24 protein-coding genes, 1 tRNA gene and 1 other RNA gene are annotated in these 23,425 nt (G+C 65.0%); 12 read left to right on the forward strand and 14 right to left on the reverse strand.

Annotated features, from left to right (window positions below; all coding sequences use genetic code 11):
- The first annotated feature begins 40 nt into the window (after positions 1-40).
- From ABIB00_RS10730 to ABIB00_RS10755, 6 genes are all read left to right on the forward strand, one after another.
- Positions 41-1,042: a GlxA family transcriptional regulator gene (locus ABIB00_RS10730; protein WP_247445349.1), complete on the forward strand. Its 1,002-nt coding sequence runs from the start codon at positions 41-43 to the stop codon at positions 1,040-1,042.
- 105 nt (positions 1,043-1,147) lie between these two features.
- Positions 1,148-1,244, forward strand: an RNA gene (gene ffs, locus ABIB00_RS10735) — signal recognition particle sRNA small type.
- 92 nt (positions 1,245-1,336) lie between these two features.
- Positions 1,337-3,181, forward strand: a complete 1,845-nt coding sequence (locus tag ABIB00_RS10740; protein ID WP_354104299.1) for a DNA polymerase III subunit gamma/tau — start codon at positions 1,337-1,339, stop codon at positions 3,179-3,181.
- 26 nt (positions 3,182-3,207) lie between these two features.
- Complete coding sequence (locus tag ABIB00_RS10745) at positions 3,208-3,528, forward strand: YbaB/EbfC family nucleoid-associated protein (protein ID WP_247445347.1); 321 nt, start codon at positions 3,208-3,210, stop codon at positions 3,526-3,528.
- A gap of 1 nt (position 3,529) precedes the next feature.
- Positions 3,530-4,132: a recombination mediator RecR gene (gene recR, locus ABIB00_RS10750; RefSeq protein WP_247445346.1), complete on the forward strand. Its 603-nt coding sequence runs from the start codon at positions 3,530-3,532 to the stop codon at positions 4,130-4,132.
- Positions 4,133-4,158: 26 nt separating this feature from the next.
- A complete protein-coding gene (locus tag ABIB00_RS10755; protein ID WP_354104300.1) occupies positions 4,159-4,596 on the forward strand; it encodes a hypothetical protein in 438 nt (145 codons plus the stop codon).
- A gap of 110 nt (positions 4,597-4,706) precedes the next feature.
- Here the strand turns inward: ABIB00_RS10755 and ABIB00_RS10760 are convergent, their stop codons facing one another.
- From ABIB00_RS10760 to ABIB00_RS10770, 3 genes are all read right to left on the reverse strand, one after another.
- A complete protein-coding gene (locus tag ABIB00_RS10760) occupies positions 4,707-6,068 on the reverse strand; it encodes an AmpG family muropeptide MFS transporter (RefSeq protein ID WP_354104301.1) in 1,362 nt (453 codons plus the stop codon).
- Positions 6,069-6,154: 86 nt separating this feature from the next.
- On the reverse strand, positions 6,155-6,457 hold the full coding sequence (locus tag ABIB00_RS10765; protein ID WP_247351443.1) for a GIY-YIG nuclease family protein: 303 nt from the start codon (positions 6,455-6,457) through the stop codon (positions 6,155-6,157).
- Positions 6,458-6,535: 78 nt separating this feature from the next.
- Entirely contained in the window at positions 6,536-7,735 is a 1,200-nt protein-coding gene (locus ABIB00_RS10770) for a DNA recombination protein RmuC (protein WP_354104302.1), read from the reverse strand.
- Between the two features lie 171 nt (positions 7,736-7,906).
- Between ABIB00_RS10770 and def the strand changes: the two genes are divergently transcribed.
- The 3 genes from def (at position 7,907) to truA (ending at position 10,307) form a co-directional block, all read left to right on the forward strand.
- Complete coding sequence (def, locus tag ABIB00_RS10775) at positions 7,907-8,431, forward strand: peptide deformylase (RefSeq protein WP_354104303.1); 525 nt, start codon at positions 7,907-7,909, stop codon at positions 8,429-8,431.
- Between the two features lie 203 nt (positions 8,432-8,634).
- Positions 8,635-9,570 carry a methionyl-tRNA formyltransferase gene (gene fmt, locus ABIB00_RS10780; protein WP_354104304.1) on the forward strand — a complete coding sequence of 312 codons (936 nt, stop codon included), beginning with the start codon at positions 8,635-8,637 and terminating at the stop codon, positions 9,568-9,570.
- On the forward strand, positions 9,570-10,307 hold the full coding sequence (truA, locus tag ABIB00_RS10785) for a tRNA pseudouridine(38-40) synthase TruA (RefSeq protein WP_354104305.1): 738 nt from the start codon (positions 9,570-9,572) through the stop codon (positions 10,305-10,307). Before fmt ends, truA begins: the two co-directional genes overlap by 1 nt.
- 60 nt (positions 10,308-10,367) lie before the next feature.
- Here truA and dapE read toward each other — a convergent pair whose 3' ends face one another.
- From dapE to rpmH, 10 genes are all read right to left on the reverse strand, one after another.
- Positions 10,368-11,534: a succinyl-diaminopimelate desuccinylase gene (dapE, locus tag ABIB00_RS10790; protein ID WP_354104306.1), complete on the reverse strand. Its 1,167-nt coding sequence runs from the start codon at positions 11,532-11,534 to the stop codon at positions 10,368-10,370.
- Positions 11,535-11,810: 276 nt separating this feature from the next.
- Entirely contained in the window at positions 11,811-12,656 is an 846-nt protein-coding gene (gene dapD / locus ABIB00_RS10800; protein ID WP_354051170.1) for a 2,3,4,5-tetrahydropyridine-2,6-dicarboxylate N-succinyltransferase, read from the reverse strand.
- 204 nt (positions 12,657-12,860) lie between these two features.
- Positions 12,861-13,556 carry a pyrimidine 5'-nucleotidase gene (locus ABIB00_RS10805; protein ID WP_354104307.1) on the reverse strand — a complete coding sequence of 232 codons (696 nt, stop codon included), beginning with the start codon at positions 13,554-13,556 and terminating at the stop codon, positions 12,861-12,863.
- Positions 13,557-13,570: 14 nt separating this feature from the next.
- Positions 13,571-14,557: a DUF1036 domain-containing protein gene (locus ABIB00_RS10810; RefSeq protein ID WP_354104542.1), complete on the reverse strand. Its 987-nt coding sequence runs from the start codon at positions 14,555-14,557 to the stop codon at positions 13,571-13,573.
- Positions 14,558-14,637: 80 nt separating this feature from the next.
- Complete coding sequence (argB, locus tag ABIB00_RS10815) at positions 14,638-15,525, reverse strand: acetylglutamate kinase (RefSeq protein WP_354104308.1); 888 nt, start codon at positions 15,523-15,525, stop codon at positions 14,638-14,640.
- A gap of 90 nt (positions 15,526-15,615) precedes the next feature.
- Positions 15,616-15,981 (reverse strand): DUF423 domain-containing protein, encoded by a 366-nt coding sequence (locus ABIB00_RS10820; RefSeq protein ID WP_354104543.1) that lies wholly within the window; start codon positions 15,979-15,981, stop codon positions 15,616-15,618.
- The gene (gene yihA / locus ABIB00_RS10825; RefSeq protein WP_354104309.1) at positions 15,981-16,634 is read right to left on the reverse strand and encodes a ribosome biogenesis GTP-binding protein YihA/YsxC; all 654 of its coding nucleotides are present in this window, start codon (positions 16,632-16,634) and stop codon (positions 15,981-15,983) included. Before yihA ends, ABIB00_RS10820 begins: the two co-directional genes overlap by 1 nt.
- 114 nt (positions 16,635-16,748) lie before the next feature.
- A complete protein-coding gene (gene yidC, locus ABIB00_RS10830; RefSeq protein ID WP_354104544.1) occupies positions 16,749-18,620 on the reverse strand; it encodes a membrane protein insertase YidC in 1,872 nt (623 codons plus the stop codon).
- 11 nt (positions 18,621-18,631) lie between these two features.
- Positions 18,632-19,048 (reverse strand): ribonuclease P protein component, encoded by a 417-nt coding sequence (gene rnpA, locus ABIB00_RS10835; protein ID WP_247351422.1) that lies wholly within the window; start codon positions 19,046-19,048, stop codon positions 18,632-18,634.
- Positions 19,049-19,075: 27 nt separating this feature from the next.
- Positions 19,076-19,210: a 50S ribosomal protein L34 gene (gene rpmH, locus ABIB00_RS10840; RefSeq protein WP_008542748.1), complete on the reverse strand. Its 135-nt coding sequence runs from the start codon at positions 19,208-19,210 to the stop codon at positions 19,076-19,078.
- Between the two features lie 348 nt (positions 19,211-19,558).
- Between rpmH and ABIB00_RS10845 the strand changes: the two genes are divergently transcribed.
- Both ABIB00_RS10845 and ABIB00_RS10850 read left to right on the forward strand, forming a co-directional pair.
- Positions 19,559-21,058 (forward strand): ATP-binding protein, encoded by a 1,500-nt coding sequence (locus ABIB00_RS10845; protein ID WP_247351420.1) that lies wholly within the window; start codon positions 19,559-19,561, stop codon positions 21,056-21,058.
- Between the two features lie 164 nt (positions 21,059-21,222).
- A tRNA-Arg gene (locus ABIB00_RS10850) sits at positions 21,223-21,299 on the forward strand.
- 220 nt (positions 21,300-21,519) lie between these two features.
- Here the strand turns inward: ABIB00_RS10850 and ABIB00_RS10855 are convergent.
- Complete coding sequence (locus ABIB00_RS10855) at positions 21,520-22,416, reverse strand: LysR family transcriptional regulator (protein WP_354104310.1); 897 nt, start codon at positions 22,414-22,416, stop codon at positions 21,520-21,522.
- A 270-nt stretch (positions 22,417-22,686) separates the two neighbouring features.
- On the opposite strand from ABIB00_RS10855, the gene ABIB00_RS10860 reads away from it, so the two are divergent.
- Positions 22,687-23,421, forward strand: coding sequence for an SDR family NAD(P)-dependent oxidoreductase (locus ABIB00_RS10860; RefSeq protein ID WP_354104311.1), 735 nt, complete (start codon positions 22,687-22,689; stop codon positions 23,419-23,421).
- Positions 23,422-23,425: the final 4 nt, after the last annotated feature.

Here is a 23,425-nt window from a genome sequence, read left to right on the forward strand (position 1 = left end):
GTAATACGTCTAAAGCGGACAAATCCGGACCGAGGCGGCCATGGGCGCGAAACCGAAGCCAAGAACGATCGTGATCGTGGCGCTGCCGGGAGTGCAGCTGCTCGACGTTGCCGGACCACTCGACGTGTTTGCCGAAGCGAACGTGCAGGCCGGCTATCCGGCCTATGCCTTGTTCGTGGGTGGCGCGGAGCCGGGGCCGATCCGCAGCTCCTCAGGCATCCGGCTGATGCCTGACCGGATCGTCGACCGTGACTTCCAGGACCCCATCGACACCCTGCTGGTGGCGGGATGCCCGAACGCCGCCGAAGTCCCTGCGGATGGACGCGTGGTCGACTGGCTTCGGCGACGGGCTTCGAGGACCCGTAGATTCGGCTCGGTGTGCAGCGGGGCGTTCTTTCTTGCCGCCGCCGGTCTTCTGGATGGCAGGCGGGTCACGACGCATTGGGCGGTCGCAGACATGCTGGCCAGCAGATTCCCATCGGTCACGGTGGATAAGGATGCCATCTACGTCATCGACGGAAAGCTCCGCACAGCCGCCGGCGTGACTGCGGGGCTCGATCTCGCGCTGGCACTGGTCGAGGAAGATCTCGGACGCGATACGGCCATGAAGGTCGCAAGCCAGCTCGTGATGTTCTTCAAGCGCCCGGGTGGGCAGATGCAGTTCACCCGCAAGGGCGAGGCTGTCCCCGCCGGCCGCGCCGCGCTGCAGGAGCTGCAGCGCTGGGTCGCCGCCAACCCCGGGCTGGATCACAGCGTTGCCAGCCTGGCGACGCGCATGGAGCTCAGCCCGAGGCATTTTGCGCGGCTGTTCCGCGCCGAGGTGGGGGTCACGCCTGCGACCTGGGTCGAAGAGGCCCGCGTCAACGCGGCGCGGCGGCTGCTCGAGTTTGGCAATGAAGCCCCGAAGCAGGTGGCGCTGCATTGTGGATTTGCCGACGCCGATACGCTGCGCCGCGCATTCCATCGTCACGTCGGTGTGACGCCCGCGGAGTACCGTAAGCGATTTGCGCGAATCACGGAGGTTCCAGGCAGCGGACCCTGAGCAGTTGTCAGCGGCCCAAATGGTTCGACGGGCGGCCCCGCCGGGTGCGCGGGACCGACGCATACCCGCTTGCTTTCCGGGCCCTTTGGCCCCAAATAGGGGCCGGGAGATTGGCGGTGGACGAGCCACTCGCCAACCGGGTCAGGTCCGGAAGGAAGCAGCCCTAACGAGGTCCGGATCGGGTCGCTCGTCAGTCTCCTACTTGTTTTTCGAGCGAATTGCGCCGGCGCAAAACCGCCAGCGCGCTCCTTTCCGCAAACGCCGGCTGAAAGACATTCCATTGCGGATCGACCGATGACCGACGCCGGCGCCCCTCCCAATTCCGATAGCGCCAGCCAGGCCGGCTTTGCCCTCGGCGCCCAGCCGGGAACGCCCTACCGGGTGCTCGCGCGGAAATACCGCCCTTCCTCGTTCGACGATCTGATCGGCCAGGAGGCCGTGGTCCGCACCGTCTCCAATGCGTTCGAGACCGGCCGCATTCCGCAGGCCTGGATTCTCACCGGCGTCCGCGGCGTCGGCAAGACCACCACCGCGCGTATCCTCGCCCGTGCGCTCAACTACGAGATGCCGGATAGCTCGGTGAAGGGCCCGACCGTCCACATGCCGACACTCGGCGTGCACTGCCAGGCGATCATGGAAAGCCGGCACATGGACGTGCTGGAGATGGACGCGGCCTCGCATACCGGCGTCGACGACGTCCGCCAGATCAATGACAGCGTGCGCTACGCGCCGGCCAGCGCCCGCTACAAGGTCTACATCATCGACGAAGTCCACATGCTGTCGACGGCGGCGTTCAACGCCTTCCTGAAGACGCTGGAGGAACCGCCGGAGCACGCCAAATTCGTGTTCGCCACGACGGAGATCCGCAAGGTTCCGGTCACGGTGCTGTCGCGCTGCCAGCGTTTCGACCTGCGCCGGGTCGAGGCCGACGTGCTGATGAAGCATCTCGCCAACATCGCGGCCAAGGAAAACGTCGAGATCGAGCCGGAGGCGCTCGGAATCATCGCGCGCGCAGCGGAAGGCTCGGTGCGCGATTCGCTCTCGCTGCTCGATCAGGCGATCGCGCATGCAGCAGGCACCGTGAAGGCCGATGCTATCAGGCAGATGCTGGGGCTCGCCGACCGCACCCGCGTCATCGACCTTTTTGACTCTCTGGCGCGTGGCGACATCGCCAGCGCCTTCAGGGAGTTCCGCGACCAGTACGACGTCGGCGCCGATCCGATCGTCGTGCTCTCGGATCTCGCCGAGTTCGTCAATTTCGTCACCCGCGTGAAGATCGTGCCGGCGACCGCCGACAACGTCGCCTATGGCGAGACCGAGCGCGTGCGCGCGCGGGATTTCGCCTCGAAGATCTCGATGCGCGTGCTGTCGCGGATGTGGCAGATGCTGCTCAAGGGCATCACCGAGGTGCAGGCCGCGACGCGGCCCGCGGCAGCCGCCGAGATGGTGCTGGTGCGCATCGCCTATGTCGCCGACCTGCCGACGCCGGACGAGGCGCTCAAGATGCTGGAGCAGGGCGGAGGCGGTTCGCCGGTCGTGAGCGGTGGCGGTGCCGCGCGTAGCGCGCCGGCCGCGCCGGTTGCGTCCGCTGCGCCCGTTCGCATGCCGAATTCGTCTCCGTCGTCGTTTGGCGGCGGCGGTGGGGCCCGTCCGCAGATGGCAGCGCCCGCTTCTGACCCGCAAGGCGCGACGCCCGCGCTGCGCGTCACGAGCTTCACCCAGCTCGTCGCGCTCGCCGGCCAGAGGCGCGACCTCATGATCAAGGGCGCGCTCGAAGGCGACATGCGTCTCGTCCGTTTCGAGGAGGGCCGGCTGGAAGTCGCGCTCGAGCCCAACGCCTCCAAGACCATGATTTCCGACCTCGCGCGAAAATTCGAGCTGTGGACCGGGCGCCGCTGGACCGTGATCGTCTCCAACGAGCAAGGCCAGCCGACGCTGCGCTCGGTGAACCACGCGGCCAAGCAGGAACATGCGCGCACCGCTGAGGCCGATCCGCGCGTGCGGGAGGTGCTGTCGCGTTTTCCGGGTGCGAAGGTCGTCGAAGTCCGCAGGCTTGCCCCCGAGGCGCCGGCATCCGATATTAACGCCGACTATGGCAGTGACGATCCGCCCGACGGTTCCGACGGCGACGATCTCTAGAGCCTAGCTTTCCAAGGACAGCACCGATGGTCGATATTTTCGGCATGATGAAGCAGGCGCAGCAGCTGCAATCCAAGATGCAGGAGATGCAGGACCAACTCGCCAACGTCGAGGTCGAGGGCATTTCCGGCGGCGGTCTCGTCGCCGTGCGCATGACCGCGAAGATGGACGTCAAGGGCGTCAGGATCGATCCCTCGCTGATGAAGGTCGAAGAGCGCGAGGTGCTCGAGGATCTGCTCGTCACCGCGTTCGGTGACGCCCGCCGCAAGGCGGAGGCCGCCATGCAGGAGAAGATGCAGGCGCTCACGGGCGGGCTCAGCCTGCCGCCGGGGATGCTCGGCCAATAGTATGGGCGCTGTTGCGGGTCCTGAAATCGAGCGGCTGGTCCAGCTTCTCGCGCGGCTGCCGGGCCTCGGTCCGCGCTCGGCGCGGCGTGCGGCGCTGCATCTGATCAAGAAGCGCGAAGCGCTGATGATGCCGCTGTCCTCGGCCATGCAGGTCGCGCTCGACAAGGTCCAGGTCTGCAAGACCTGCGGCAACATCGACACGCAAAGTCCCTGCACGGTCTGCCTCGATCCGAAGCGCGATCCCTCGATCATCGTCGTCGTCGCCGACGTTGCCGATCTCTGGGCGTTGGAGCGGGCCAATGCCACTCAAGGGCGCTACCATGTGCTGGGCGCGACGTTGTCGCCGCTCGACGGTGTCGGCCCGCAGGACCTCACCATCGAGGCGCTGGTGGCGCGCGCGCATGACACGCAGGTGCATGAAGTCATTCTGGCGCTGAATGCCACCGTCGACGGCCAGACCACGGCGCATTACATCACCGACCTGCTTCAGGACGCCAACGTAAAAGTAACCCGGCTCGCCCATGGTGTGCCGGTCGGCGGCGAGCTTGATTATCTCGATGAAGGTACGCTATCGGCCGCGATGCGGCAGCGCACCTTGTTCTAGCCATCCAGACTTACGGAACGAACGACATGACGAAACTTTTCGCCACACGATGGGCTTTGGTCGCAACGATGTTGATGCTGGGGACACCGGCCATCTCCGCGCAGCAGGACGACGGGGCTCCGCCGCCGGCGAAGCCCGGCAAGCTGATCAATGCCGGCGAGGTGCTCTCGGGCGAGCTGAACACGATGAAAGTGCGCGACGTCAAGAACGTCGGCAAGCGGGTCGCGACCTACCAGATCACCACCGAACCGCGCCGGCTGCCGCCGCCGAGCGGGCTGTGCAATCTCGAGACCGGGCCCGAGACCTTCCAGCTCGTTCCCAGCGGCGACGCGCAGGCCGCACAGCTGAAGACGTTCGCCGGCAAGGAGATCTCGGTCAAGGTCGACGAAATCGCCTGCGCCAGCGATCCTGGCCAGATGAGCGAAGCTGTGATCACGAAGTGGAGTTTGATCAAGAAGCAGTAGGGACCTCCGCTGTCATTGCGAGGAGCTCTTGCGACGAAGCAATCCAGACTGTTTCCGCGGCGGCAGTCTGGATTGCTTCGCTTCGCTCGCAGTGACGATTGCGGTCGAGACTAAACCCTTATCGGGCCCAGCGCGTCAAAGTGCCCGCGCTTCTGCAGCCAGACCAGCAGCACCAGGCTCGGGATCGCCACCAGCATGCAGATCACGAAGAACAGCGGCCAGCCGGTCGTATCCGCCACGAAGCCGGCGCCTGATGAGAGATAGGTCCGCCCCACCGCGGCAAGCGCGGTGAGCAGCGCATATTGCGTCGCCGTGTGCAGCGGGTTTTGGCAGAGCGCCGAAAGATAGGCGACGAAGATCACGGTGCCGATGGCGCTGGTGAAATTCTCAGCTGTGATGGCGAAGGCGAGCGCCCATTGGCTGGTGCCGACCAAGGCCAGCCAGGAGAAGGAGAGGTTCGCGAGCGCCTGCACCACGCCGCCGATCCAAAGGCTGGTCGCAAGCGAATAGCGCCTCGCGACGAAGCCGCCGGCAAAGCCGCCTATCAGCGTCGCCGCGAGGCCGACGCCCTTCACGATCGCCGCATAGTCGTTGCGGGAGAAGCCGAGGTCGATCACGAACGGCGCGGTCATCGTTCCGGAGAAGGCGTCGGTGAACTTGAACAGCACGACGAAGGCGAGCGCGGCGAGCGCGTCCTTCCGCGTCAGGAATTCCGAGAAGGCGCCGATCGCCGCGCGCAGCACGCGTGCGAACGCGGTCTCCGTTTGCGTCGCGGTTTCCGCCCGCACCGACTGCTCGGGCTCGGTCGCGACCAGTGCGGTGATCGTCCCGATCAGCACCATTCCCGCCATCACCACATAGCCCCACATCCAGGCAGATGTGCGGGTGATGCCGGTGCTCTCGAAACCCGAAACGATGAACAGCGCACCGGCGGTCGAGACCAGCATGCCGATGCGATAGGCCGCGACATAGGACGCCATGCCGGCGGCCTGCTCGCTATCCGGCAGGCTCTCGACGCGGAAGGCGTCGACCACGATGTCCTGCGTCGACGAGGTCGTCGCCACCAGCAATGCGCCGAGCGCGACGAAGAACGGCGAGCGCGCGGGGTCGGTCAGCGCCAGCAGCAGGATCGCGACGATCAGCAGCGATTGCGAGAACAGCAGCCAGCCGCGCCGCCGCCCGAACGCGCGCGTGAACAGCGGCACGTGCAGCGCGTCCACCAGCGGCGCCCACAGGAATTTCAGCGTGTAGGGCGTGCCGACCAGCGCAAACAGCCCGATGGTTTTGAGATCGACGCCAGATTCCCGCATCCACACCAGCAGCGTCGAGCCCGACAGCGCCAGCGGCAGCCCGGACGAGAAGCCGAGGAACAGCACGATCAGCACCCGCGGTTGCAGGTAAACGGCAAGGCTGTCACGCCAGGAGGAGGGCGCGTCAGCGGTGGCGGAAGAGGTCGCGTCGGGTGCGGTCATGGGAGGGTGTTAGCAGATTCTGGCGGCCACAAGCGAGGTGTCGTCGCCCGGCTTGACCGGGCGATCCAGTATTCCAGAGGCAGGAGTTATGGGGGACCTGCTATCTCCGGATAAAGATCATTCCAGTCCGGATTGTCTTTCTCGATCAGCGCGATCTTCCATGCTCGCTTCCATTTCTTGAGTCGCTTCTCGCGCCTGATCGCGTTCTCGGGATCATCGAACTGCTCGAAGTAGACGAGCCTGACGACGTCGTACTGCTCTGTGAAGCTCTCAATCAGCTTTGATTTGTGTTCCGCTACCCGGCGGATGAGATCATTGGTCACGCCGATATAGAGGGTGCCGCCGATCTTGCTAGCGAGTATGTAGACGTAGTAGCTGCGCGTTCCCATTTGGCGTCTCTGGAATACTGGGTCGCCCGGTCAAGCCGGACGACGACAGCCGAGATTGTGGCGGCAGTCTCGAACAGGTCACTCCCCCGCCTGGAGAGTCCTTGGGAACAGCTCCGGCGCGCCGGTCGCCACCAGATGCGGGCCTTCGGGTGCGTCGGTCTTGCTGAAATCGAGCTCCTCGATCCGCCCCGCGCGCTTCTCGATCTTGTCGGCGGAGATCAGCACCTGCCGCACGTCCTCGTTCGCGTCGGCAAAGTGCTTCTGCAATTTCACCACGCGATCCCTGAGGCGGCCGAGGTCGTCGCCGAGCTTGATCACTTCGGTGCGGATCTGGTCGGCGGCATCGCGCATGCGCGCGTCCTTCATGATCTGCTGCATCACCTGAATCGCCAGCATCAGCAGCGAGGGCGACACCAGCACGACACGGGCGCGATAGGCCTTCTGGATCACGTCGTCGAAGCCGTCATGGATCTCGGCGTAGACCGATTCCGACGGCACGAACATCAACGCCATTTCCTGGGTCTCGCCGGCGACGAGGTATTTCTCGGCGATGTCGCTGACATGCTTCATCACGTCGCTGCGCAGCCGCTGCGTGGCGACGCGCCGTTCCTCGTCGGTGCGGGCATCGTGCAGCGCAGTCATTGCTTCCAGCGGGAATTTCGCGTCAATGCAGAGCGGACGCTGGTCGGGCAGGAACACGACGCAGTCGGGCCGCTTGCCGGTCGACAGCGTGAACTGGAACTCGTAGGCCCCCTTCGGCAGACCGTCCTGAACGATCGCCTCCATCCGCGCCTGACCGAAGGCGCCGCGCGACTGCTTGTTGGCGAGCACGTCGCGCAAGGATGTCACCTGCGTGGTGAGGTCGGTGAGGTTCTTGTGCGCGCTGTCGATGATGCCGAGCCGCTCGTGCAGGGCGCGCAGGCTATCCATGGTGTTGCGCGTGGTGTTTTCCATCGATTGGCCGACGCGGTGGGTCACCGAATCCAGCCGTTCGTTGACCGCGCGCGCCATGTCGGCCTGGCGGCCGGCGAGCGTCTGGGTCATGGCATCGACCCGGCCCGAAGCCTCGCCCTGGGCGTGCAGCACTTGGCTCAGGCGCTCCTCGAGCTCGTCGGCGCGGATGGCGTTGGCCATCGCAAGTTCCGCGCCGCGCCGTCCAGAGCGCGCGATCACGACGGCGATCGCCACCATCAGGATGAGGACGAGCGCGCCGAAGCCGATCAGCGCGTCCACGGTGCGCACCGGCCAGTCGCCGAGCATGAAAATGATCTCGTTCATGCCCCTGCTTCTAACCGATTCGCTTCGCGGCACGAACGAATAGCGAACATTTATGGTAAATGCCCCGTTAATTTTTACGGTTAACGAAACCTGAAGTTTTATGGTTAGCGGAAGGTTAACGGGGTTCCGGGCCGGATTGACCGCATCGGGCGCGCGGCTTAAATCGCGGCCATGGCCCTCAGAGAAATCATCATCCTGCCCGACAAGCAGCTGCGTCTGGTCTCCAAGCCGATCGAGAAGGTCACGCCGGAGATCCGCAAGCTTGCCGACGACATGTTCGAGACCATGTACGACGCGCCCGGCATCGGGCTTGCGGCGATCCAGATCGCGCAGCCGTTGCGGCTGATTACCATGGACCTTGCCAAGCCCGACCAGGACGGCGAGACCAAGCTCGAGCCGCGCGTCTTCATCAATCCGGAAATCATCGCCTCCTCCGAGGAGCTGTCGGTCTACGAGGAAGGCTGCCTGTCGATCCCCGAATATTACGAGGAGGTCGAACGTCCCGCGAAAGTGCGCGTGCGCTTCACCGATCTCGACGGCAAGGTGCACGAGGAGGACGCCGCAGGCATCTACGCCACCTGCATCCAGCACGAGATCGACCATCTCAACGGCGTGCTGTTCGTCGATTACCTGTCAAAACTCAAGCGCGACCGCGTGATCAAGAAGTTCGAGAAGGCCGCCAAGCGCGCGGAGTGAGGTTTAGTGCTGCCTCGTACTCCCCTGCACTCCCTCCCCCCTTGTGGGGGAGGGCGGGGGAGAGGGGTAGCCCAGGCGGAAGTCTGTCCATGATCCGAATCAAATGCGTGCCGCGAAAGCTCAAACCGAGAGAGCGCGTCGTGTGGCACCCCTCTCCCTAGCCCTCCCCCACAAGGGGGGAGGGAACGTACCGAGTGCTTGTCATGCCCCTCCGCCTGATCTTCATGGGCACGCCCGATTTCTCCGTGCCGACGCTGCTCGAGCTCGTCGCGCATGGCCACGACATCGCGGCCGTGTATACGCGCGCGCCGAAGCCCGGCGGCCGGCGCGGCCTGCAATTGCAGTTGACCCCGGTGGAAGAGGCCGCACGAAAACTCGGCGTTCCCGTGCTGACGCCGAAGACGTTGAAAACCGAGGGGGCGCTGGCAGAATTTCGTGCCTTCGACGCCGATGCGGCCGTCGTCGTCGCCTATGGCATGATCCTGCCGCAGGCGATCCTCGATGCGCCAAAGCTCGGCTGCTACAATCTGCATGCTTCGCTGTTGCCACGCTGGCGCGGTGCTGCTCCCATCAACCGCGCGATCATGGCCGGCGATGCCGAGAGCGGCGTGATGGTCATGAAGATGGATGTCGGCCTCGACACCGGCGACGTCGCCATGGCCGAGCGCCTTGCAATCACTGACACCATGACTGCGGTCGATCTGCACGACCGCCTGTCCCGGCTCGGCGCCGATCTGATGGTGCGCGCCATGGCCGCGCTCGCCCGCGGCGGGCTTCAGCTCAAGCAGCAGAGCGAGGACGGCGTCACCTATGCGGCCAAGATCGACAAGGCCGAAGCGCGGATCGACTGGACCAGGCCGGCGCGCGAGGTGCTGCGCCACATCCACGGCTTGTCGCCGTTCCCCGGCGCCTGGGCCGAGCTCACCGGGGTGAGCGAGAACGCGCGCGTAAAAATCCTGCGCTGTGAATTGGCGAAGGGTTCGGGTAGGCCGGGCGAGGTGCTCGACGATCACCTCACCATTGCCTGCGGCGATGGCGCAATCCGCCTTATCGAGCTCCAGCGCGAAGGCAAGGCGCGCATGCAGGCCGCGGACTTCCTGCGCGGCTTGCCGCTGAAGCCGCCGATGCGGCTGGCCTGATGCCACGCTACAGGCTCACCATCGAATATGACGGCGCGCCGTTCTTCGGCTGGCAGGTGCAGGAGACGCTGCCGTCGGTGCAGGGCGCGTTGGAGGCTGCCGTCAAGGCGATGACCGGCGCGGATGCGCGCGTGCACGGCGCCGGACGCACCGATGCCGGCGTGCATGCGCGAGGCCAGGTCGCGCATGTCGATATCGACAAGGAGTTTCCGCAGGGCCGTTTTCGCGACGGCTTGAATGCGCATCTGCGCCCGCATCCGGTCGCGGTGCTCGAGGCGGAGATCGTGCCTGATACCTTCGAGGCGCGCTTCTCGGCCGTGAAGCGTCACTACCGCTACCGCATCGTCAACACCCGCGCCAATCTCGCGCTCGATGCCGGCCACGCCTGGCGCGTGCCGCGCCGGCTCGATGCCGACGCAATGCACGCGGCGGCGCAGCGCCTGCTCGGCAAGCACGATTTCACGACGTTTCGCGACACTGAGTGCCAGGCCAAATCGCCGGAGAAGACGCTCGACCAGCTTGACGTAGAGCGCAACGGCCGCGAGCTGACGGTGATCACCTCGGCGCGCTCGTTCCTGCACAGCCAGGTGCGCTCGATGGTGGGGTCGCTGGTGTGGGTCGGCGAGGGACGCTGGACCGCCGACGATCTCTCCGCAGCGCTCGCCGCGCGCAACCGCGCCGCCTGCGGCATCGTCGCCCCGCCGGACGGGCTGTATCTGATGAAGGTGGATTACTGAGAGGAGGGCGTTTGCTGTCTCCCCGGGCATGACGGCGGAGTGAGTAGCTGGCAGCAGAGCCTACCCAAAATACCTTGCCAAAATCCCGCGATACACCTGCGTGAGCTTCTCCAGATCAACCACCGGCACGCGCTCGTCGATCTGGTGCATGGTCTGGCCGACCAGGCCGAACTCGATCACCGGGCAGTAGCTGGAGATGAAGCGCGCATCCGAGGTGCCGCCCGAGGTCGACAGCTCCGGCTTGCGGCCCGTCACGTCCTCGATCGCGGACACCGCGAGTTCGGTGAACGGGCCGGGCTTGGTTACGAACACATTCGAGTTCGAGGGATCCCAGACGATGCGGGCGCGAATGCGGTTGCCGCAGGCTTTTGTCAGCCGCGTCTCGACCAGCTCGCGCAGGCTCGCCTGGCTATGGTTGTCGTTGTAGCGGATGTTGAATTTTGCGCGAGCCTGGCCGGGGATGACGTTGCTGGCGGTGTTGCCGACGTCCACCGAGGTGAATTCGAGGTTGGAGGCCTGGAACTGCGCGCTGCCATGGTCGAGCGGCTCGTCGGAGATCGCGACGATCAATCGCGAAATGTCCGGCACCGGATTCGCCGCTCGGTGCGGATAGGCGACATGGCCCTGCATGCCGTCGACGTAAAGCGTTCCGGATTGCGAGCCGCGGCGGCCGACCTTGATGGTGTCGCCGAGCGTCTCGACATTGGAGGGCTCGCCAAGCACGCAATGATCGAATTTCTCGCCGCGCTCGGCCGCCCACTTCAACAGCTTGATGGTGCCGTTGATGGAGACGTCTTCCTCGTCGCCGGTGATCAGGAACGAGATCGAGCCCTTTCCGTCTGCGCGCGGCTTATCGTCGTTCGCGGCGAGATGCTCCAGCACGGCTGCCACCGAGCAGGCGATGCCGCCCTTCATGTCGACCGCGCCGCGGCCGTGCAGAAAGCCGTCCTTCACCTCGCCGGAGAATGCGCCGACGCTCCAGGCGCTCTCGTCGCCCGGCGGCACCACGTCGGTGTGGCCGGCGAAGGTGATGTGCGGCGCGTCAGTGCCGATCCGCGCATAGAGATTGTCGACGTCGGCCGTGCCGGGCTCGCTGAAGGTGACGCGGTGGCACGTGAAGCCGGCCGCAGTGAGAGCTTTTTCGAGCACGCCCAGCGCACCGGCATCGGCCGGAGTTACCGAGGGGCAGCGGATGAGATCGCGGGCAATCGAGAGAGCATCGGTCATGCGCCCCGCTTAACATGCATGCCGCCGGGCGGGCTAGCGCTCGGCGGGACAAATTCGATCTCGCCCTGCTGGTCCCAGCCCTTTGCAGGAGCAGAGGCGGTCGTCGAAGCGGAAGAGCTACCAGGTCCAGTCCATGCCAAAGGCTCCGGGCGGGAGAGGTCGCCCGGATGTTGGTGCCGATGGAAGGAAGGAGGGTTCGATGCAGCCAGCAGCCGGGCCGTCGCCCTTCGAGGGCCGCTGAAGGAGCGGCCGCCTCACGGTGACGGTGAGGGAGATTTAATCCCGCAGCAGCTCGTTGATGCTGGTCTTCGAGCGTGTGCGCTCGTCGACGCGCTTGACGATGACGGCGCAGGCGGTGCTCGGGCCGATCTGGCCGTTCTTCATGGGCTTGCCGGGCAGCGCGCCGGGAACGACGACCGAATATTCCGGCACCTCGCCGATGAAAATCTCGCCGGTCTCGCGGTCGACGATCTTGGTCGAGGCGCCCAGGAATACGCCCATCGACAGCACCGCGCCCTTGCGCACGATCACGCCCTCCGCGACTTCGCTGCGCGCGCCGATGAAGCAATCGTCCTCGATGATGACGGGTTCGGCCTGCAGCGGCTCGAGCACACCGCCGATGCCGACGCCGCCGGAGATGTGCACACGCTTGCCGATCTGCGCGCAGGAGCCGACGGTCGACCAGGTGTCGATCATGGTCGACTCATCGACATAGGCGCCGAGATTGACAAAGGACGGCATCAACACGACGTTGCGGGCGATGAAGGCCGAGCGGCGCACGATCGAGCCGGGGACGGCGCGGAAACCGGCGTCGCGAAAGCGGTTCTCGCCCCAGCCGTCGAACTTCGAGGGCACCTTGTCCCACCAGGTCGCCTTGCCCGGGCCGCCGGGAATGGCACCCATGTCGTTGAGGCGGAACGAGAGCAGCACCGCCTTCTTCAGCCATTGATTGACCTTCCACTTGCCGTCGGTGCCGCGCTCGGCAACGCGGGCCTCACCCTTGTCCAGAATCTCCAGCGCCTGATCCACGGCCTCGCGCACCTCGCCCCTGGTCGAGGTCGAGACGCCGTCGCGCGCCTCGAAGGCGCCGTTGATGGTGGATTCGAGGGCTTGGAGGGACATCGGCATTTCCTCTAGGGAATGGGAATTTTGATGGATTGGGGCGCTTTTTCGGGATTTGGGGGACGGAGTCAAGCTTGGTTCGCTGTCATCACCCGCCTTGCGCGCAAATGCGCGCTGGAGCGGGTGATCCAGTACGCCGCGGCGGTCGTGATGAATCGAGACGGCGGCGATGACCGGATACCCGCCTTCGCCGGGTATGACGGCTCACCTGGGATGAGGCAACCTGCCTAAAAACCCCGCCAGATCATCCGTGACGTGGTCGACATGGGCGGCGTCCCGGCCTTCCAGCTCCCAGTCCTCGCGCACCACCTCCCTGGTGCCGTCAGGCACCACCAGCACCGTCGTCATGCCGAGCTCGTGCGGGACGGTGAGGTTGCGGGCGAGGTCCTCGAACATGGCCGACCGTATCGGGTCGACCGAATGGTCCAAGAGAAATTTCCGGTAGGTCTGCGGCGCCGGCTTCGGCTCGAATTCGGCCGCGATGATGTCGAACACGCCATCGAAATGCGCAGCAAAGCCCAGCCGCGCCAGCACCGCATCGACATGGTCGACCGAGCCGTTGGTCAGGATCAGCTTTCGTCCCGACAGTTTTGCGATGGCCTCGCCCAGCGCCGGGTTCGGCTCCAGCGGCGAGTGGTCGATCTTGTGGACGTAGGCGAGATAGTCGTCGGCGCGTACGCCGTGCAGGGTCATCATGCCGCGCATCGTGGTGCCGAAGCGCTGGTAATAATCCTTCTGGATCTTGCGCGCTTCCACCGGCGTCAGGTTCAGCCAGTTGCAAACGAACTCGGTGATCCGAGCATCGACCTGCTGCCACAGATTGACGTGGTGCGGATACAGCGTGTTGTCGAGGTCGAACACCCAGGTGTCGACATGGGCGAAGGCGCGGGGTGGGGTCATCACAGCTTTCTCAATCACGGCATCGCAAACCGCAGCGTCTTGCCGCCGCTTGACATGTCTACCGCGCCGAAACCCGTCGCCGCGAAACCGCGTGCGCCGCAATCGGTCTGCTCGTGGGTCTCGAACTTGGTTTCGCGCGTGCAAAGTTGCTTGTCGCCGCCCCAGTTCAGCGGCTTGTCCTTCAGCTTGACGACGCGGTTGTCGGCGTCGATGGCCTCGGCGAAGCTGAAGATCTGCCTGGGCTGGCCGGCCACGTCAGGGTGCAGGCAGGTCTTGGGATCGATGCGATACCAGCCGCGGCTCGTCACCGACTTGCCGTCGTCGGTGGCGACCGCTGCCATCACCTTGTGCGGGGTGTCGTTGCACCAGGTGAGGCCGGTCGGAGACGGCGTCTGCACCGCATCGACCATGGTCTTGAAGAGGTTCGGCGACGACACGATGTCCGACGACAATCCGCGACTCTTCAGAAAAGCGGCCAGCGCGCCTTGCGTCTTCGGCCCGTCGACGCCATCGATCGGCGCGGCATCGTAGCCTGCAATCACCAAAAGCCGCTGGATGGCGGCAAGGCGGGCCTGCTCGTCGTCATATTCGGAATCCTCCGCGAGATAGGCGACGAGATTGCCGTCCGCGCCTTGCGTCGGCGTGATCTGCGTGAAGGCGGCCTGGGTCTGGCCGCTGCGGCACTGCCGCGCGGCCGCGATGACGAAATTGTCCTGCGCGACGCACAGCGTGTCGCTGCCGTTCTGCGGGATCGGGGATGCGCCGTAGACGCCGAGCGCGCGGGCGTTGAGCAGGATGCGGTCGGCGGAGAGTGTGCCCTGCACCACCACGCGACAGGTGGCGGGATCGATCCTGAACCAGCCGCGCGTGGCGGTCGCCGCCTTGTCGTCGATGCCGATCGCGGCCTCGACGACATAGGACATGCGGTTGCAGATCTTGAGGTCGGCGAAGGCCGGCGCGGAGGAGAAGACAAACGAGATGGCTGCGGCAGGGAGCGTCATCAGGAAGCGCGTGAGAGTGGAGCGGCGCGGTGGCTGAACTCTCCGCTCGACCATGACGGCGTCTCTCGGTTTCTCATCTCTCACTTGTGGATCAGCGTTCCGGTGCCCGTGTTGGTGAAGAGTTCGAGCAGTACCGCGTGCTGCATCTTGCCGTCGATGATGACGACGCCCTCGACACCCTGTTCGAGCGCGTAGATGCAGGTCTCGACCTTCGGGATCATGCCGCCGGAAATGGTGCCGTCGGCGATTAGCTTTCGCGCGTCCTTGACCGAGAGCTGCGGGATCAGCTTCTTCGACTTGTTGAGCACGCCGGGTACGTCGGTAAGCAGCAGCAGCCGCTTTGCCTTCAGCGCGCCGGCCACGGCGCCTGCAAAAGTGTCGGCGTTGACGTTCAGCGTCTGGCCCTCTTTCGAGGTCGCGAGCGGTGCCAGCACCGGGATCAGCTCGTAGCCGATCAGCTGGTTGAGCAGCGTGAGGTCGACTTTCTCGGGGTCGCCGACGAAGCCGAGATCGACCGCCTTCTCGATGTGCGAGTCCGGATCGATGATGGTGCGCGTCGTCTTCGACGCCTTCACCATGTTGGCGTCCTTGCCTGACAGGCCCACGGCTTTGCCGCCGGCTTCGTTGATGTAGCCGACGATCTGCTTGTTGACGGAGCCGGCCAGCACCATCTCGACGATCTCGATCGTCGCGGCATCAGTGATGCGCAGGCCGGCGGCGAATTCCGAGGCGATGCCGAGCCGCTTGAGCATGGTCGCGATCTGCGGGCCGCCGCCATGCACCACCACCGGATTGATCGCGGTCTGCTCGAGCAGCACGATGTCGCGGGCAAAATTCTTCGCGGCCTCCTCGTCGCCCATGGCATGGCCGCCATACTTGATGACGATGGTTTCCTCGTCATACTGCTGCATGTGCGGCAGCGCTTCGGACAGGATGCGGGCCTGGTCGAGCGGTGAGATTTCGGTCATGAGGCGGATCTCGCTGGCGGGATACTCGGGCGGCGTTCTATCTGATTGGCGGGCGAGGCGCAAAGTGGTCTTCGTGCCCCGACGCAGCCGCTACGGACCGCGCTTCACCACCACCGTCGCGAGCGTCACCACCAGCCAGCTCAAAATCATCACCGTTCCACCCGTCGGCGCCGCATATGGAAACAGCGAATGGCCGGCATATTGCCGCAAGGTGAGGTCGCCCGCGAACAGCGCGGCACCGAGCACAAAACCGAACGCGGCGATCAGGCCAATTCCGCCGTGCAGAAGGCGGTGCGCGAGCAGGGCTGTGGCCGCAAATACGGCAGTTGCATGAAACAGCAGCATGGCGCTCGCCGAAGCAAGCCGGCTCGCATCGCCACCGTGGGCGGCGGCGGCGGCGAGCGCGACGCCGGCGGCGCCCATCAGACCGGCAAACCCGATCAAGAGGCGAGCCATCACTTGGTCCGCTCCTCCAGCAGCTTCGCCATCGCGGCGCGCAGCTCGGCCATGCCAGATCCGGAGCGGGACGAGGTCGTCAGCACATCCGGAAACGCGGCGGGATGTTTGGCGAGCGCAACGCCGGTCTCGGCAATCCGCTCAGCGAGCTCGGCGGCCTTCACCTGGTCTGCCTTGGTCAGCACGATCTGGTAACTGACCGCGGAGCGGTCGAGCGTCTTCAGGACTTCGTGGTCGACCTCCTTGAGGCCATGCCGCGCGTCGATCAGCACGTAGACGCGCGCGAGCGAGGCGCGGCCGAGCAGGAATTTGTGGATCAGCTCGGTCCAGGACGCGACCTGGCTCTTCGGCGCCTTGGCATAGCCATAGCCGGGCATGTCGACGAGGCGGAGCTCGGTCTTGCCGGGGACCTCGAAGAAGATCAGCTCCTGGGTGCGGCCCGGCGTATGCGAGGTGCGCGCGAGCGCGTTGCGGCCGGTCAGCGCGTTGATCAGGCTCGACTTGCCGACATTGGAGCGGCCGGCAAAGGCGATCTCCAGCCCCGCCATCGGCGGCAGCGTTTCAATCGAGGGCGAGGCCCAGATGAACTGCCAGTCGCGGGCAAACAGCTTTCGCCCGACCTCGATCAGCTTCGCATCTTTGTCGTCATTCATGCGAAAGCTTTCGGTTGTTACCGTGTCATTGCGAGCGAAGCGAAGCAATCCAGGGTGCCTCCGGGGAAACGGTCTGGATTGCTTCGGAGCTTCGCTCCTCGCAATGACGGAGAGCTACGTCGCCTTCTTCGCGAACGTCGCCTTGAGATTGTCGAACAGCTCTACCTTCACGCCGTTGCGGCGCATGATGAAGCTCTGCTGGAGCACTGAGAGCGTGTTGTTCCAGGCCCAGTAGATCACGAGACCCGCCGGGAAGCCCGCCAGCATGAAGGTGAAGATCAGCGGCATCCAGTTGAAGATCAGCTGCTGGGTCGGATCCGGCGGCGTCGGGTTCAGCTTCATCTGGAACCACATCGTGATGCCCATGATGATCGGCCAGATGCCGAGCGCGAGGTAATGGCCGAACAGCGGCAGCGTGGTCGGATCGAACGGGATCAGGCCGAACAGCGTGAAGAGATTGGTCGGATCCGGCGCGGACAGGTCCTTGATCCAGCCGAAGAACGGCGCGTGCCGCATCTCGATGGTGACGAACAGCACCTTGTAGAGCGAGAAGAACACCGGGATCTGGATCACCACGGGAAGACAGCCGGCGACCGGGTTGATCTTCTCCTTGCGGTAGATCTCCATCATCTCCTGCTGCTGCTTCACCTTGTCGTCGGGGTAGCGCTCCTTGAGCGCCTGAAGCTGCGGCTGGACCGACTTCATCTTCGCCATCGAGGCGTAGGACTTGTTCGCCAGCGGGAAGAACAAGAACTTCACGATCACGGTCACGAGCAGGATCGAGATGCCGAAATTGCCGAAGAAGCGGTAGAAGAAGTCGAGGCCGAGGAACATCGGCTTGGTGATGAAGTAGAACCAGCCCCAGTCGATCAAGAGATCGAAATGGTTGAGGCCGAGCTCCTTGTTGTAGCCGCCGAGGCCGGCGAACGGGAACACGCCGACGACGCCGGCTTCCTTGGCGCCGGCGAACAGCCGCGCGTTCGTCGTCGTCGTGCCGCCGATCGGGACGGTCTGCTCGCTTTGCAGATAGTCGGTCTGGTATCGGATCTGGGTGCCGGGTTCGGCGACAAAACGGGCCTTGAGCGTTGCCGACGTGTCGGGAAGGAGCGCAGACGCCCAATATTTGTCGGTAATACCGAGCCAGGCATTGGTGACGTTGTTGAATTCGAACCCGTGTCCGCCGTTGCCGATCGCGGGTGCTTCGCCGACAGCCTTATAGGCCTTCTCCTGCAAGCCCTGCTCGCCCAAATAACCGATCAGGCCTTCATGCAGGATGTAGTAGCCCGAGACGTGCGGCGTGCCGTGGCGCGAGATCAGCGCGAAGGGATAGAGTTTGACCGGCGCGTTGCCGACATTAGTCACCTCGTCCTTGATGCTGAAGAGGTAGTGGTCGTCGATCGTGACGGTGCGGCGGAAGGTGAGGCCTTCGCCATTGTCGTATTTCAGCATGACCGGCGTGGACGGCGTCAGGCTGTTGGTGCCCTCCTGCTGCCAATCGGTGGTCCGGTCGGGCACCTTTGTGCCGCCTGTCCCGGCCACCCAGCCAAATTCCGCGTAATAGGGCTCTGCAGTGCCCGACGGCGAATAGAGGATGATCGGCGGCGACTTCGGGTCGACCGTTTCGCGATACTGCACCAGCGCGAGATCGTCGATGCGCGCACCCTTCAAGGCAATGCTGCCGGTCAAGCGGGGTGTATCGATCTTGACGCGGGGGGAGGCGGCAATCGCCGCCTCGCGGCTGACGATCGGCTGGCCCGGCTGATTGGCGGTCTGGGGAGCGGAGGGCGAGCCTGCGGTGCCGGGCTGCGGCGTGGCGCCCGGCGTCCCGGAAGCCGTCGGCTGCGGCGTGGTCTTCTGCAGCTCGGCCTGCGTCTGTTGCTGGACGCGCTGCTTCTCCATCGCCGGCATGTTGTAGAAATATTGCCAGGCGATCAGCACGAGGCCCGACAGAATGACGGCGAGGATGGTGTTGCGGTTATCGGTCATCATTCTCGTCATCAATCCGGTTTGCGGCTGGTCGCAGGAGCGGGGCCGGGCTTTAAGCCGTCGGTTCTTTGGCCGTCGGTTTTTGGGCCGCGTCCCTTGTGCGTATGCCGCGCGGGCTTCGCGAACGCTATGCGCAGATCGTCGAGCATGGTGGCGAAGCCGCGCGAGAGCGCGTCCCTTCGGCCGACCAGCACATAATCATGATGGGGCTGCATCGACACCGGATCGAGCCGCTTCACCAGTTCGCGAAGCCGGCGCCGGATGCGATTGCGCTCGGGGGCGTTGCCGTTCTTTTTGGTAACGGTGAAGCCGATCCGGATCGGGCCGCTGTCGTCACGGCCACGGCTTTGCAGGACGAACGCGGGACTATTCACCCGCGCGCCATTGGCAACGGCGAGGAAATCCGCTCGCTGCCTCAGCCGATCCATGATGAAATCCCAAAAAGGGGGTCCGGCTCAGGCGCTCAGACGCTTGCGGCCGCGAGCGCGGCGTGCGGCGAGAACCTTGCGGCCGCCGGCAGTAGCGAGACGGGCACGGAAGCCGTGACGGCGCTTGCGCACCAGTTTGCTGGGTTGATAAGTCCGCTTCACGGGTTTTTCTCCGCTGACCGGGCAATTTGCCTGTAGAATTGATGATAAAGTCCGGAAGATGCTGCCCAAAACGGGCCCGCTTTCGGCCCCAAGAGAGCCGCTCCCGGCGTTACACCGGGTCATCGCGGACAATTTGGCCGGCTTATATGCGAGCGCCTCCTTTTCGTCAACGCCGCACAAGCGCTCTGATCCGGTGAATATCGCTGTTTGTGCGGGGTTTTTAACCCTCGAGGTAGCGATTAGCGATATCCGCGCTTACATCCCACCTCGGCAGATTAGCGATCTGTAATTTGACCGGCCCCCGGGCTGGTCGCATCCTCCATCAGCCAGGCCAACAGGGGCGAATACGTGGCAGCGACAGACCTCCAGCCGATCCAGGATCAGGATCAGCGGGACCCGCCGGCGACGCAGCCGCGCGGGACGCGCGGGCTTGGGTTATCCGGCAAGCTGTTGCTGCTCACTGTTCCCCTGGTGATGATCGCGGCCGTCCTGCTCTACGTGCCTGCCATCGCCAACTTCTGGGTCAACCGGCTGAACGACCGCGTGGCGGCGGCCAACACGGCGGCGCTGGTGCTCGATGCAGCTCCGCTCGGCATGGTTCCCGATTCGCTGTCGCGCCAGATCCTGAAAAGCATCAATGCCCGCGCCGTCGCCATCAAGATGGGCCAGCAGCGCCGTCTGCTCGCCAGCGACAATCTGCCGACCGCCATCGAGCACGACATCGACCTGCGCGACATGACGGCGTGGGAGGCGATCACCGGCTCGTTCCGGATGATGCTGGAGACCGGCAACCAGGCCATCCGGATCGTCGGGCCCGGGGTCGGCAACGCCCAGTTCATCGAGATCGTGACCGACGAGCTGCCGCTGCGGCAGTCGATGTACCGCTTCTCCCGCAACGTCGTGGTGGTCGCGCTGATCATCGCGGCGCTGACCGCGGGCCTCGTCTATCTCGCGCTCCATTATCTGTTCGTGCGCCCGATGCGGCGGTTGACGGCGAGCCTGGTCGGCTTCCACGAAAACCCCGAAAGCTCGGCGGGGATCATCGTGCCGAGCCAGCGCAGCGACGAAATCGGGGTCGCCGAGCGCGAATTGTCGGACATGCAGCGCGATTTGATGTCGATGCTGCATCAGAAGAGCCGGCTTGCCGCCCTCGGCCTCGCCGTCTCCAAGATCAACCATGATCTGCGCAATTTGCTGGCCTCGGCCCAGCTTTTGTCGGACCAGCTCGCCAGCGTGCCGGATCCGCGGGTGCAGCGCTTTGCGCCAAAGCTCGTGCGTTCGCTCGAGCGCGCCATCGCCTTCTGCCAGTCGACCTTGTCTTACGGCCGCGCCCAGGAGGCCGCGCCCGATCGGCGCATGATCCTGATCGAGCCGGTGGTGCTGGAGGTGCGCGAGACCGCGGGCCTTGCCAGCGATGCCGCGATCGTCTGGGTCGCCGCGATCGAGCGGGGGCTCGCGGTCGACGCCGATCCCGACCAGCTGTTCCGCGTGCTGCTCAACCTCGTCCGCAACGCCGCCCAGGCACTGGAAAGCCATTCGTCGGCCGAGGGCGGCGCGCAGCAGATCCGGATCACGGGAAAACGCGAAGGCGCCGTCGCCATCCTGGAGGTCTCCGACACCGGCCCCGGCGTGCCCCAGAAGACCCGGGACCATCTGTTCGAGGCGTTCCAGACCTCCGGCCGCCCGGGCGGCAGCGGCCTTGGCCTTGCCATCGCCGCCGAGCTCGTCCGCGCCCATGGCGGCGACATCCATCTGGTCGAAGGCACCCTCGGCGCCACCTTCCGGATCGTCATCCCCGACCGTCCCGTGGAACTCCTCTCCATCCGCAACGAGCGGGCAAGGGCGTAGTCGGCCGGAAGCCCACCGGAAACCGTCGTTGCCCTGCAAAATCTCCCCAATCCGGACCTTGCCAATTCGGGCAAGAGCGGTTAGTCAGAGCGCTCTTTCGCACCCCTTCGGCGTTGTCCGGAGGGTGCATGTAGGCCTTGCCCGCATTGCTGTTCGCGAAAAACGCGCCCGTAGCTCAGCTGGATAGAGCATCAGACTACGAATCTGAGGGTCGGACGTTCGAATCGTTCCGGGCGCGCCATTTGGTACTCATCTCCGAATGCGGTTTGGCCCCGATTGACTGGCCAGCTCGGCTCTCTCCAGCACATCCTTGCACCCTTTAATGCAGGCTTTCCGAAACGGCTCATGGATCCCTCCGGAGTTTGCGATATCGTCCCGATATAAATCGTATCCGGTTAAATCGGGTGCGATCTAAATGTTGCGACGAAAGGATGCAAGCATCGCCGGCGACCTGCCGGGCGTCAGTCGCGCGATAGGGACAGTCCCGCGAGAAGCGGAGCGTATGCGGCGAGCCTGCGGGATACGAACTCCGTGAAGAGCCGTACGCGCTTCGTCTTGCGGGTCTCCCCGTGTGTGAGAAGCCAGAGCGTTCCGTACATGTGCAGGCCGGTGCCCGGCACCCTCACCAGCAGGGGGTCGGCATCGCCAATGAAGCACGGCAGCGTCGTGATCCCGAGCCCTTGCCGTACTGCAACGATCTGCGCCTCGGCGTCCGTGATCCTGAATGGAACCCCCGTGGTGCGAACCTCACCCTCGCTGGCCCAGTCGGGTATTCCATGAATGCTGATGACGATCCACCGGATGGGATCCGGCGCGCCCGTACGACACGCGGCTAGTCGATCCCTGGACATGTAGACGCCGCCGAACAGCTCCGGTCCCTTCATGCCGTGAAGATTGAGCGGCAGGGTTTTGCGGTCGTAGACGACGCGGATCGCGACGTCGGCCTCTCGGTTGGTCAGATTTGCCAGCTCGCCGAACGACAGGATTTCCATCTCGATGTCCGGATGCAGACGCGCGAAGTCGGCGAAGTCCGGCATGAGCAGGTGTGTCGCCAGCGGCGGCGCCAGCGTCACCCGCAGAAGCCCGCGCACGCTCTGGTCGCGCCCGAAGACGCGCGTCTCCAGCAGGTGCGACGACGCTTCCATCTGGTCCGCGAACTCGAGGACCTCCTCGCCCGCAGCCGTCAGGCGGTAGCCCGAAGGCAGCTTTTCGAACATTTGGACCCCGAGCCGTTCCTCGAGCTGGGCGATGCGTCGCAGCACGGTCGCGTGATTCACACCGAGGCGCTCGGCGGCAGCCCGCACCGAGCCTCCGCGCGCGACGGCAAGAAAGTAGCGAACGTCATCCCAGTCGATCATGGTGCGATCCCGCACCGCGCGGTGCGCCTTCCAAAGCCCGTATCTAACGTCTCGTACAGCAGTACGGGCGGTCATTCCAGCCAATGTCCACAAGCACGGACCAATTCCCCCGAACGGCGGACACCGATCGTCGCCCTGCCGTCAGTCGTCCGCGCGGATCGATTTCGCACCACCGATGTGCGCGCTTCCGCACTCAACGCCTGACGCCGACCGACCTATGTCGAGGTTCTCGGGGGCAGATGCCGTCCCGACATCACGAAAGGAGACGTTGTGCGAAAGCTAGACGGTAAGGTTGCAGTTATCACGGGTGGCGCTACCGGCATTGGGCGCGCCGCAGCAAAGCGCTTCATCGAAGAAGGCGCCTTCGTCTTCATCTTCGGCCGCCGACAGGAGGCGCTCGACGCTGCTGTCGCCGCCCTCGGGCCCAATGCCCGCGCGGTGAAGGGCTCGGTCTCGGATGAGGCCGACCTCGACCGACTCTATGCGGCGGTGAAGTCCGAGCGCGGAACCCTCGACATCGTCTTCGCCAATGCAGGCGCGGGAAGCCAGCTTCGGCTCGGCCAGATCACCGCCGCGCACATTGACGAAACCTTCGACACCAATGTGAAGGGTATGATCTTCACGGTCCAGAAGGCGCTGCCGCTGATGGGCCGGGGCGGTTCGATCATCCTGACCGGATCGAGCGCCGGCACCACGGGCGCCCCGGCAATGAGCGCCTACAGCGCGAGCAAGGCGGCCGTGCGCAACCTCGCGCGGACCTGGGCGGAGGACCTGAAAGGCAGCGGCATCCGGGTCAACGTGCTGTCGCCCGGGGCGACTGCGACCGAACTCGCGAAGGAAGCGCTGGGCGAGGAGGGCCAGAAGGTCTTCGCCTCGATGACTCCGCTCCAGCGCATGGCCGATCCGGCGGAGATCGGGGCCGTGGCGGCCTTTCTCGCATCGTCGGACAGCAGCTTCATGACCGCCAGCGAAGTCGCCGTCGACGGCGGCCTGGCGCAACTCTGACCCC

The sequence above is a fragment of the Bradyrhizobium sp. LB14.3 genome (genome assembly GCF_040547985.1).
Taxonomy (GTDB): Bacteria; Pseudomonadota; Alphaproteobacteria; order Rhizobiales; family Xanthobacteraceae; genus Bradyrhizobium.